Source organism: Paenibacillus sp. J22P165, assembly GCF_059692015.1.
The window spans coordinates 247,755-259,942 of the sequence record NZ_JCAUAP010000010.1 but is presented as its reverse complement, the minus strand read 5'-3'; the positions used below and the strand labels follow the sequence as shown (position 1 = coordinate 259,942).

The window sequence follows — 12,188 nt, the reverse complement described above, 5'->3', positions numbered from 1 at the left end:
CGATGATTTCAGATCAATGGGCATATCGAGTACGAATACGACGGCGGAAGCCGTTTTTTTCATGCTTATGAATTCATCCAGGTCTGAAGTCTGCTATACTTTCATAGACAGATAGAAACAGTCATCACTTGGAGGAATTCATGATAATCGCAAAAGGAAAGATCGTCGCTGTTGGACTCAGCCTACTTATGCTGCTGGCAACGGCTTGCAGCCCTTCCGAGGTAGAGAGTAGTCAATCAGCTGCACAAGGCAGCAAGTCATCAACTGTTGCCACTGCAGGGACAGCGGATGTGGCAGGCAAGTCGGCGACGAATAATCGCATCGCAGCCAAAGTTACGCGTGTCGTTGATGGCGATACGATGAAGGTCTCTTTTACAGAGGGCGGCAAAGTCAAAGAAGAAACAATTCGCTTACTTCTTGTGGATACGCCAGAGAGTGTAGATCCTGAGAAGCCGGTGCAACCATTCGCGCTGGATGCGTCCAACTATGCAAAAACGATGCTGACAGGCAAAGATGTCCAACTGGAAATGGATGTGTCGGAGCGGGATAAATACGGCAGATTGCTATGCTATCTCTACATTGGGGATAAGATGTTCAATGCGCTGCTGCTGGAAAATGGGTATGCCCGCGTGGCCTATATCTACCCGCCTAATGTGAAATATGTGGATCAGTTCCGGGAGATTCAGAAGCAGGCACAGCAGAAAGGCTTGAACATCTGGAGCGTGGAAAATTATGCGCAAGAGGATGGTTTTCATGAAGGTGTGGTGAAAGGGGGCGCAGCTGGAACAGCTACTCCGAAGCCAAGCGCTACTTCGCAATCCAAACCAACCGCATCCTATAACTCCTGCAAGGAGGCGAATGCGGCTGGAGCGTATAACATCAAGCGAGGTGAGCCTGGTTACAGTGCCAAGCTGGATGGTGACGGCGATGGCGTTGCTTGTGAGGCCAAATAGTAGACTCGACCATGCGAACCGCTATCGATGTCGCACTAGATATCTCAGCAAGGTGACCGTTGACACCAATGAAGTAACTGCGATAATGAGCAAAGTTACGATCTCAACCAGACTTTGCAGTTGTAAGCGCAGCGTTAAGTGATCTAAGATGACAAATCGTACAATTTTTAAAGAAATCATATAAATGGAAATGAAGACTAAGGCAGCAACGATAACTGAAATGAATCTGTACAGGATGATGCCTCCTCTCCCAAAAAAGCACCCTTATGGGTGCTTTTTTTGTTCAACCGCGTCTATGGTGCCGACGCAGTTTGTCGATCGTATTGATTAAACATCATGTTGTAGATGGCTGCTGACAGAACAGCAAGTGCCGCCAGCAAGATGAACGTCCACGTAAAGCCAATCCAACTACTAATCGGGATGGAGAGCGGTGCAATGGTGCGCCCCAGTGTGTAGCGCAAACTGGAGGCAGCAAAATATTGACCGCGGATATGATCCGGCGCCAATCTGGACACGAAGGCTTGCTGTGGTCCTGCTGACATAAGCTCAGCAAGTGTGAAGACGGCGATGGCGATTGTCAGTCCCCAGAAAGTGGACATCTGGCAGAACATGACCATGCCCAGCGCATAGAAAAGCGCCCCGCCGATGAACACATAGCGATCGCGATACATCAGCATCCATTTGGTCACGATGACCGTGAAAATGGCGACGAATAAACCATTCTCGGAGACAATCAAGCCAAATAGCTGCTTGCCCGTTAACTGGAGATCCCAGTCATTATAGGAGAAGATCGTCGTCAACGGCATGGTTTCTTCCAAGAAAACGGGGAAGAGCAGATCCAGCTGCATGAAGGTCTGCGAAAGCAGAACGCCAGCAATGACGAATAGCAGGAATACACGGTCTGTGGCGATGATTTTGTAGTCGCGCAGCTGGACCGCAATGGCATGGTACCAAGGGGTGTCAGCTTTTAATCGATGGCGATCGGCTAGTTGCTGCGGCAGTGTCTCATTTAAGCGACGTGCCATCATGAGTGCGAGCAAAACGCAGAAGACCGAAGCCGCGGCCAGTACGAGATAGGGATTGTCCTTGTATAAGAGAGAGCCGAGCAAAGGTCCGACGACGACGGCCATGTTCGCGGCGGTATAGAAGATGGCAAACACGCTGGCGCGATGCTCATCTTTCACAACATCTGCGACCATAGCCTGACTGGCTGGCCAGTACAAGGAGCCAAAAAAGCTAGCCAAGCTGAAGCCCATGAAGCTAATAACAGGCATGGCAAGCCAGGGAGAAGCGGCAAGTGCGAAGATCCCGTAACCTAGGGCTTGTCCTAGAGCAGCAATCACCATCATCCGTTTCCGGCCGAACCGATCCGCACTATAACCGCCTAGCAGATTACCAAAGACGGAAAGCGCCTGTGACAAAATCAGAAGAACACCTGTCCAGCCTTTACCGAATGAGTTGGCAAAATAGATCGATAAAAACGGGAAAAATGCCCAGAAAATAACGTTAAAAGCAGTTTCTCCGCCGAGGCGGATTTTTAAATTAATGTCCCAATCTCTGATCTTCATTATTTAATTTACCTCTGGTTAATATAAGTGTCACCCTATCATACTACCATTCTTCGTACGGAAACAAGGCAGATATAAGGAAGAATATTTCCAGTTATCTGTTAGAGAAGGCCTTCACGGTTCATTCAGCATTTTTTCTGTTGATAAAATCGCCAAAACGCAGTATCATTCATTAATAATGATTCTCAATCGCAATTGGTGACTTAAGGAGTGAATGTGAGCATGGAACAGAACGAATTGTTTGATGTAACGGTTATCGGCGGGGGACCAGCAGGTCTGTACTCGGCTTTCTATAGTGGACTTCGTGAAATGAAGACCAAAATCATTGAATTTCAACCGCATCTAGGCGGTAAAATACATGTGTATCCCGAAAAAATGATCTGGGACGTTGGCGGTGTTACACCGACGCCAGGAGCAAAGCTGATCAATCAGCTTGTCGAGCAGGGGCTTACGTTCAGCCCGGAAGTTGTGTTGAATGAGAAAGTGGAAGCTATCGGTAAAAACGAAGATGATATCTTCGTTCTGCGCACAACTTCGGGCAAGCTGCACTACTCCAAAACCGTAATCGTCGCTGTCGGTTCCGGCATCCTTAATCCCAAAAAGCTAGAGATCGAAGGTGCAGAGCGCTACGAAGTTTCGAATTTGAACTATACGGTAAAGTCGCTTGAGCGCTTCAAGAACAAGACCGTCGTCATTTCAGGTGGCGGCAACTCGGCTGTGGACTGGGCGAATGAACTAGAGCCTGTCGCCAAGCAGGTCATTCTGAGCTATCGTAAAGAGCAGCTAACCGGACACGAAGCCCAAGTGAAACAGTTACAGAACAGCACAGCGATCTGCCACTTAAATACGTCCATTACAAAGTTATTTGCTGCTGGTGAGGATTCATCTATTGAACGTGTTGAGCTGACGAATCACGAAACGGGAGCAGTTTCATCTGTGTTGGTGGATGAAGTGATTATCAACCATGGCTATGATCGTGACACGACCTTGCTTGAGAATAGTGAAATTGAAATCGAGAGAGCGGAGAATTACTATATCGCGGGTAATGCGAACAGTGAATCCTCTGTGCCAGGACTCTATGCAGCTGGGGATATTCTTAATCATCCAGGCAAAGTGCATCTGATCGCGGGCGCCTTCCAAGACGCGGCGAATGCGGTGAATAAAGCGAAACAGTACATCCAACCTACAGCAGAGAAGTTCGGGATGGTCTCTTCGCACAATCAAGCATTTAAGAAGCGTAATAAAGAATTAGTGAAACAAATGTTTCAATCCTAATCGGGATAAGCTACATATATCCAATCAACTAGGCACCCTGCGGGGTGCTTTTTTCCGTCTCAAGACGGAGGTAAATTCTTATGAGTGACCGTATAATTTTCATACTACTAGTCATCGAAAGGAGCACTATGAAATGAACACGGAAACACTCATCGGTTATGGCATTGGTGCTGTTGTTATTATTTTAGTTATTTGGCTTCGAACACGAGGGAAAGCAAAACCCATTCGGAATAAAGGAAGAGGCATGCTGATTCCAGTCTTCCTGCTTCTCATTGTGTTCGGGCTTAGTATTAACTCGCTGACACATATACCAGATCATCCTTTTCATATACCCGCTATATGGGAGTTGCTGTGTGCAGGCGTGCTCGGCGTGGCGTTAGGCAGTATTATGCTGTACCACACGGGGTATGAGAAGCGGGAGGATGGATTCGTTTATTCGAAGCCTAACCCGAACTTTAAATATGTGATCGTTGCAGTCATTGCGGTTCGATTGATTCTGTCACAATATTTTAAAGGCTTGGATCCAACAGAATTCGCTGTGCTAACGATGGTCATGGCGTATTTATACATTTGTGTCTGGCGGATTGGCAGCTTCCTCAAGTACAGGAAGGTTAGTGCTAGCTAAAAAGACAGCGATTAGGAGTACCCTTGGGGTACTCTTTTTTCAATTCGCAAGTTTCCCCCACTGCCTCTGACTTTGCTATAATAAAAAGAACTACATATAAGCAGGTGATGACCATACTAGTGATCAAGTCAACCGAAGTGCAAGAACTTCTTGCGATGCCAGCTTGCATCGATATCATGGAGGCGGTCCTCGCTGATTTGGTGAATGGACAAGCTGTACAAGCACTACGATCCGTTGTTCCGCTGCAAGGTGGCAATGTGATGGGGCTCATGCCGACGTATTTAAAAAGAGATGAGAAGGTTGGGGCCAAGGTGATCACCGTTTTTCCTGGTAATCATGGAAAAGGCTTCCCGTCCCATCAAGGCTTTGTCTCACTGTTCAATTCGACCAACGGTCAATTGGAGGCGATTGTGGATGGCACCCGAATCACCGCCATCCGCACGGCAGCGGTCAGCGCAGCAGCAACGAAGTTGCTGGCTAAGCCCGAGGCCGCGACCCTTGCCGTGATCGGTACGGGCGAGCAAGCCCGTACGCACATCGAGGCGATGCTGCTGGTGCGCCCGATCACGAAGATCCAGGTATGGGGGCCGAACCCGGCCCATGCCGAAAGATTGAGAGCCGAGACGGCAAGCCGCTATCCGGCGGTCCTCGTCTCGTGTGCATTATCCGCACAGGAGGCGGTCGCGGATGCGGATATTATCTGCACGGTCACAGCGTCGACGACGCCGATCGTGCAGGGCTACTGGATCAAGGAAGGCGCGCATGTGAACGCCGTTGGCGCCTGCCGAGCCAAAGACCGCGAGCTCGACACCGAGCTAGTGCAACGGGCTGAGCTGTTCGTAGACCGCACGGAGTCCGCCGTGAACGAGGCGGGTGATTATCTGATCCCTCTGCAGGAAGGGGCGATCGGTGAGGACCACATTTTAGCTGAAATTGGGGAGCTGTTGGTGGGCTTGAAAGAAGGAAGACGCTCTACCACGTCCATCACACTCTTCAAATCATTAGGACTTGCCTGCGAAGATCTTGCAGCAGCGCACTACATCTACAAGGAAGCGATTCGCACGCACAAAGGAACCCACATTGACTTCTAGGAGTGAGCATCGATGAATTCAACAGAAGGACTATATCCATTCCATCTTACACCAGAGCAAGAGGAACGCGCACGAGAGCTGCATGAGAGCTCGATTATTATCGATCTTTTGTTCCAGGGACCGCTGTCCCCGAAGGCAATTCCAGAGGCTATTTCTGAGAGCGTTCGGGAGGCGTGTGAGCCTTTTAAGGAGGATTCATGGGCATACAGCGCGATGCCGAGCAAAATCATTCATGACATGGCCGCTCGTGGAGAAATCTCGGAGTTTAAAGAGGAGTGGTACCGTTCAGGCATTACGGCAGGGAATCGTCAATTGGACGTGTCTAGTGTGGACAAGATCCTGATCAGCATGGGGGATATTCAGCGTCAATTTGATGCGAACGATTGGCTTGTGAAGGCAGTAACGGCGGAGCAAATTCGTGCAGCGAAGGCTAATGGCCTGAAGGCGGGGATAGTAACCGCACAAGAAACAGACGGCTTAGGCAAAAATCTGGAGCTGCTCGAGGCGATGTACAATTTTGGGCTGAGAGTGCTGCAGCTTACATACAACAATCAGAATTATATTGCTTCCGGCTGTATGGAAGAGGCGAACGGCGGCGTGAGTAAGTTTGGTACGCGTTTCATTGCAAAAATGAATGAACTAGGCATCATCGTCGATACGAGCCATTGCGGCAAACAAACGACATTGGACGCGTGTCGGCTTTCGACAGCGCCAGTGATTGCTTCGCACACGGGTGTTGAGGCGATTTATAACCATAAGCGCTGTAAAAGCGATGAGGAGTTTAAGGCAATCGCTGCGACTGGCGGCGTGATTGGTGTGTTCGCGATGCCGTGGTTCGTCCACGGGGATCCGAATGATACGACAATTGAGCATGTGCTCGATCATATGGATTATCTCGTCCGACTGGTCGGCGTGGACCATGTCGGCATTGGCACGGACTGGCCGATGAGCGATGTGGCGTGGTCGTTGGTTTATTTTAAAGAGCATATTGCGCCTCGTATCGGTTTCGCCAAAGGGGATGGACCTTCGACGGAAACGGTGAAAGGGCTTGAGAAATATAGCTATTTTATCAATTTTACTCGTGGTTTGGTGGCAAGAGGTTACTCGGATGAGGATGTTCGCAAAATGATGGGCGGAAACTGGCTGCGCGTGTTTGAAGCGGTGTGCGGATAGGAGATGGCGGAGATGACGAGAGAGCGATGGACGAGCAGTTATAAGCTGTATGCGGCTGGTGTGTATGAAGGGACGATTCGTTTTACGGAGCGTGCCATTATGCATGCTAAAGTGGATGCACGTCGGCGCACGCAGATGCAGGAGAATGTGCTGGCAGAGACGGCTGGCTACATCCTTCCTTTGCACAAAATTAGTGCGAATCAGTCCCACTATGCGGGTGTGGAGTGGCAGGGTGAAGCCGTCGTGCTGGGTAATGGCGAGCGTTATGAAAGGCATATCCAATACACGGGTGAAGTAGCGGGCAGAGAGGTCGTTTCGCAGGTTTGGGCTTTGCGTAAGGATACCGCGCTCGATATTGTGACCGTGGATGGCTGTGTGGTGGCATTCGTGGCACCGAACCGCTATGGTATGGAAGTGCTGGTTGTGGACGGTTATGAAGCTGTGACACCGCTTGTGGAGTATGCGGATTCGCGGCTTTCAGCTGCGCAGTATGGTGTGAATGATCTGGGGACTGATTTAGTGCCGATGCGCGATGGCGTTCGTTTGGCAACGGATGTGTATTTGCCGGAGGGCGTGGCGCCAGGAACGAAGCTGCCGACAATTCTGATCCGCACGTGCTATGACCGCAATATGCGGAAGGTGTTTTTCAAGCGGTGGGCGAACAAAGGCTACGCCGTCGTCAATCAGGATGTTCGCGGACGCGCCGATTCCGAAGGGGAACTCGTGCCGTTTTTCTATGAGCGTGACGACAGTTCGGATACGATCGATTGGATCGTCGCGCAAGACTGGTCCGACGGCAACGTCGGCATGTGGGGCGCGTCGTACTTGGGGTATGTGGTTACCGCTGCTTCGACGAGCGGGCACCCGAACTTGAAGGCCGTCGTGAACGAAGTGAACGTCGGTTCGCCGTTCGTGGATACGGTGCGCAAGGGCGGCACTGTGTGTTCGTGGCCTTTGCTGTGTTGGACGCTGGCGCAGTCGGTGGGGACGCGGACGGATTTTGACATCTTCGGGGGGCGGACGGTCAGCCCGGAGAAGGCTGTCGACGCGAGACCGATCCGCGAGATTCCGCAGCAGATGATCGGTCGGGCCTCCGGCCCATGGGATATTTGGAGCGAGCATCCGGAATACGATGATTTCTGGCGCGATTGCACGTATAGTGAGCGCGGGGATCAAGTGAAGGTGCCGATGTTTGTGATCTCAGGCTGGTATGACGGCGACAGCGCTGGTGTATCCGAGACATGGCGGATGCTGACCAAGCATGATGTGCCTAACCGCAAAATCTGGCTCGGACCCTGGGAACACGGCCCGAATCGCGCCCGTGATCTGCTGGACACCAGCTTCGGCAACGATGCCGTTGTGTATAACTATGATGTGAACGTGCTGCGCTGGTTCGATCGGTTTTTGAAGGGTGTCGCCAATGGCATCGAGCAGGAGCCTAGGGCTAGTTATTACGTGGTCGGCACCAATGAGTGGCGCGTGTCGGATGACTGGACGCCGAGCGAGGCGACGGCGACGAAGTGGTTTTTGGGCAGCGGCGGACGAGCCAACTCGAGCCTTGGGGATGGCGTGCTGACGCTCGGAGAGCGACCGCAACAGGCGGATTCGGATGCGTACGTGTACAATCCGGAGGAGCCCGTGGCGGACAGCGGCGAGCGCGAGCCGGAGAACATGCGGGGGCATGAGCTGCGCAGCGACATCCTCGTGTACACGAGCGAGGTGTTGGCGGAGCCCGTGACCGTGGCGGGCGAGCTGTCGTGTGAGCTGTACGCGTCGAGTACAGGCGTAGACACGGATTGGGTTGTGACCTTAAGCGATGTGGACCCGAAGGGGAACTCCATCAAGCTGTCCAACTACATCGTGCGTGCGAAGTACCGCAATGGGTTGGATGAGCCGGCGCTTCTGACGCCGGGGCAGGTCGAGAAGTACGCGATTTTCATGCAGAATATCGCGCATACTTTCCCGGTCGGGCATCGCTTACGATTTACGGTGACTTCGTCCAGTAAGATGATTGCGTTCCCGAACACGAACACCGGCTTGAATCCGTATGAGGATCCGCAGCCAGTCGTGGTGACGCAGAAGATTTACCACTCGGAGGCGTATCCGAGCCATGTGAAGCTGCCGATTTTGGCGTAGAAAAAGAATAAGGAAGAGAAAAAGACACCTCAACAAGGTGTCTTTTTTTGCTAGGCGCGGAGGGTAGGTACCAGTGTGACATTCGACCCTTTCGTTATGTGCAAAGCGCGATGAATTATCACGATGTATACAATGTCCGCTACCGTCGTAAGCACACACAGCAGTAATAATAAGATGGAGTCCGGGTACAGCGAGTAGCAGAGTACGGATGCACACAGGGTGCCGATCATTTTGTAATAGGCGATGTAAATAGTCTGACCTTTGAGCCCTTGCTTAAAAGGCAACTGGATAAACAGGAGCGACATCATCAAATTGATGCCAAAGGCTGTGTATTTTCCTTCTTGATCATGAAATTCTACGATCATACCGACATGGAGCAGCAAGGCGATGACAAGCAAGGAAAAGATCGCAGGTAAGAGCAGACGTGGTGGATATTCGGGTTTGGCAAAGTAGACAGCCTGGAACAGAATGACACAGTCCAGAAGAAGCCAAACGAGCGAAACAATCATCTGCAGCGGGTGGAAAGGCATCACGAAGGCGAAGAGAAACTCCCACGTAATGTTAGCGCAAATCGCAGGTAACGGCATACCGCAGGCACGATCCTTGAACCCTTGGATAATGATGAGGATATAGGTGACCGTCCAAAAAATAGCTAGTCCATATTGCAGGAAGAGCTCCATTTGATTAGGCAGCAAGTGTTGCATCACCATAGTGGGACGCACATCCTTTCGAGGGTGTCTCTTTCCATTTCTATGTACAACCTCCGGAAAAAAGAAGAGGAACTTGTCTTCTCGTACGTTCATTTTGAGAGGGAGGGGGGCGTTAGAAGGTTAGCCTACGGGGATCGCTGGGAGTGGTGGGATGGTGAAGGAGGTTGGAAGAGTGAATAAGGTTTATGAGTAATTAACTGTGAAGGTGAAATGATGGTGCATGCTGGATGTGTGGTTATAGATATTGGGAGAGTAATAAAGGGGGGAGATGATGCTAGAGTAGGAATAGTGCTGAAAGTTGGAATTCTGGCTGGATAGGAAGGTTGGTGTGTGTAGGCGAGGTGGTAATTGTTCAAAAGATGCAAAAGTACATCAATTTTTTCTGATAGTAGCTGGAAATGTAAAATAACTGGAAAATATGCCGTTAATTTTTCGTATATTTGCTGATTGATGTGAGATGCTCGAGATTAACTGTAGGTTATCCAGTAATTCTCTCAAATCGGCTAGTTTTTACGGAATTAGCTGTAGTTTTTACAGTTAATTACTCGGGGAGCTCTCGCGTTCTCCGGTCAGTCTTCCGCTCGTCCCACACGCCTCACTGGTCCAACCTGTGCACGCAACCCGTCCCCTACTATGTCCGCGCCAACTCCTGCCCCATTCCCCACACGCCCCGCCTGTCCCCCCGCCCTCTATGTCCGCCAGCCAGTTCCGCCCTTCCACGCCAACCCCCGCTCATCCAATCCTTTGACCATTTTGTGACTAAAATTGGAAGAATGTTAGTTAAACTCATACCGAGTTAATAGTTTCTATGGAATTCTCCTTACAATTTTCCGATAACATAGGCTTGGGATAAAGAGAGAGAGAATTCTCATAAATTGAAATGTCGGAGGATTTGGATGCAAGCGATAGCTAGATTAGAAGAGTGGATGAGACGTACGCAGGTAAAAATGAATTTGAAGCAGAAGCTTATTGGTTCCTTTGCAGTCATTCTACTGTTTATGGGTATTTTGGGTCTTACCGATATGGTAAGAATGAAAAATATGAAGCAGGATATGACGGAAATTGCTCAGAACTGGATGGTTGGAACTCAGCTGATTCAGGAATTCAGTTATTTGACGGAGCATATTGCGAAAGATTTGGTAGGTGTCCATGGTCAGAAGGATGCCTCATTGAAGCTAGAGTTAACGCGTGATATTCAAGCGACAATCATCAAGGGTGACAAGGCGATAGACAGTTATGGCACCTCGTTAGCTAATGACGAAGATAAGAAAAATTACAACATGATTCTAGAACAATGGGGCAATCTAAAAAGCAATTACGTCAAGTACACGAAAGCAACTGACGAGATTGAATTAATTAGGCTCTATGATGAGCTAACACAAAGCTATAATTTTGTACAAACGATAAGTCGCAAAATGGTTGCTTTCAACCAACAAGGCGCAGATGAAAGTGTGGCAGAGAATACAGCTGCGTATCGCAGCAGTATCGTAAGCGGTATTAGTCTATTGATCCTCGCCGTGTTGTTATCTGTAGCAATTACATGGGTAATTGTCCGCAACATTACGAGACCGGTTATTGCTGCATCTCACGTGCTGGATCGTATGGCAGAAGGGGATCTGACAGCTTCGGAGCTGCATTTTACGAATAAAGACGAAATTGGCGTCCTCGTTCAAGCTGTAAATGGCATGATGCGGCAGATGCGCGAAGTCATGGCCCGTATGCAGGAATCATCCAGCGCTGTGGCCTCCTCGTCCGAGCAATTGTATGCGAGCTCGGAGCAAAATAGCGAAGCCTCCCAGCATGTCGCGGTCGACATTCAGACGATTGCTGCAGAAGCGGAAACGCAGCGAATTAATGCGCTGGAATGTGCTCGTGCCATGGATGAAATCGCAGTTGGCGTGCAGCGCATTGCGGAAACGACGTCGGACGTGTCCGATCTATCGATTAACGCATCAGAACAAGCACGCAACGGTCAAGCGGATGTTCAACATGTAACGATGAGTATGCACGCTTTAAGCAGTGCGGTTACACAGGCGAATCAGACGATTCATCAGTTGGCTGAGCACTCCCAGAATATCGGTAAAGTATCACAAATGATCGGCGAGATTGCGACGCAAACGAATCTCCTCGCCTTGAATGCAGCGATTGAAGCGGCACGTGCTGGTGAAGCAGGCAAAGGCTTCGCTGTAGTCGCTGAAGAGGTTCGCAAGCTAGCTACGCAAACTGGAGAGTCGGTTGGTGCGATCAGAGGTGTGGTTACCAACATTCAAAAGGATACACAAGAAGCTGTAAAAGCGATGGATGCTGGACTCGTTGAAGTGCAAAAAGGACTGCAATCCGTCGATCGTACGGAACTGAGCTTCCAAGCCATTGTTCGCTCCGCAGACGAAGTGGCTTCCAAGATTCAAGAAACAGCAGCGGCTGCGCAGCAAATGGCTGCAAGTTCACAGCAAGTCTCCGCAACGGTCACGAACATGGAACATGTAGCAAAAATAACTTCAGAGTTGTCGCAAAGTGTGGCAGGGGCAACGGAAGAACAGCTAGCGTCCTCACAGGAGGTTACATCGTCTTCCCAGATGCTCGCAAGTATCGCCCAAGACTTGCAAGACGTGATCAATACGTACAAAATGCACTAATATACATACAACGGACACTTA

Annotated in this window: 9 protein-coding genes; 7 read left to right on the top strand and 2 right to left on the bottom strand. The window is 50.1% G+C overall.

Features of this window, described 5'->3' with window-relative positions; all coding sequences use genetic code 11:
- Positions 1–140: 140 nt before the first annotated feature.
- A complete protein-coding gene (locus tag AC58QM_RS25680) occupies positions 141–953 on the top strand; it encodes a thermonuclease family protein (RefSeq protein ID WP_497287672.1) in 813 nt (270 codons plus the stop codon).
- Between the two features lie 293 nt (positions 954–1,246).
- On the opposite strand, the gene AC58QM_RS25675 is transcribed toward AC58QM_RS25680, so the two are convergent.
- On the bottom strand, positions 1,247–2,521 hold the full coding sequence (locus AC58QM_RS25675; RefSeq protein WP_497287671.1) for an MDR family MFS transporter: 1,275 nt from the start codon (positions 2,519–2,521) through the stop codon (positions 1,247–1,249).
- 222 nt (positions 2,522–2,743) lie between these two features.
- Between AC58QM_RS25675 and AC58QM_RS25670 the strand changes: the two genes are divergently transcribed.
- From AC58QM_RS25670 to AC58QM_RS25650, 5 genes are all read left to right on the top strand, one after another.
- Positions 2,744–3,796, top strand: coding sequence for an NAD(P)/FAD-dependent oxidoreductase (locus tag AC58QM_RS25670; protein ID WP_497287670.1), 1,053 nt, complete (start codon positions 2,744–2,746; stop codon positions 3,794–3,796).
- 133 nt (positions 3,797–3,929) lie between these two features.
- A complete protein-coding gene (locus AC58QM_RS25665) occupies positions 3,930–4,421 on the top strand; it encodes a CcdC protein domain-containing protein (RefSeq protein WP_497287669.1) in 492 nt (163 codons plus the stop codon).
- 119 nt (positions 4,422–4,540) lie between these two features.
- Positions 4,541–5,512 (top strand): ornithine cyclodeaminase family protein, encoded by a 972-nt coding sequence (locus tag AC58QM_RS25660; protein ID WP_497287668.1) that lies wholly within the window; start codon positions 4,541–4,543, stop codon positions 5,510–5,512.
- A 12-nt stretch (positions 5,513–5,524) separates the two neighbouring features.
- Positions 5,525–6,685 carry a dipeptidase gene (locus AC58QM_RS25655; protein WP_497287667.1) on the top strand — a complete coding sequence of 387 codons (1,161 nt, stop codon included), beginning with the start codon at positions 5,525–5,527 and terminating at the stop codon, positions 6,683–6,685.
- Between the two features lie 12 nt (positions 6,686–6,697).
- Positions 6,698–8,821 carry a CocE/NonD family hydrolase gene (locus AC58QM_RS25650; RefSeq protein ID WP_497287666.1) on the top strand — a complete coding sequence of 708 codons (2,124 nt, stop codon included), beginning with the start codon at positions 6,698–6,700 and terminating at the stop codon, positions 8,819–8,821.
- Between the two features lie 50 nt (positions 8,822–8,871).
- Here the strand turns inward: AC58QM_RS25650 and AC58QM_RS25645 are convergent, their stop codons facing one another.
- The gene (locus tag AC58QM_RS25645; protein ID WP_497287665.1) at positions 8,872–9,531 is read right to left on the bottom strand and encodes a transmembrane-type terpene cyclase; all 660 of its coding nucleotides are present in this window, start codon (positions 9,529–9,531) and stop codon (positions 8,872–8,874) included.
- Between the two features lie 896 nt (positions 9,532–10,427).
- Between AC58QM_RS25645 and AC58QM_RS25640 the strand changes: the two genes are divergently transcribed.
- A complete protein-coding gene (locus AC58QM_RS25640) occupies positions 10,428–12,167 on the top strand; it encodes a methyl-accepting chemotaxis protein (RefSeq protein WP_497287664.1) in 1,740 nt (579 codons plus the stop codon).
- Positions 12,168–12,188 lie beyond the last annotated feature (21 nt).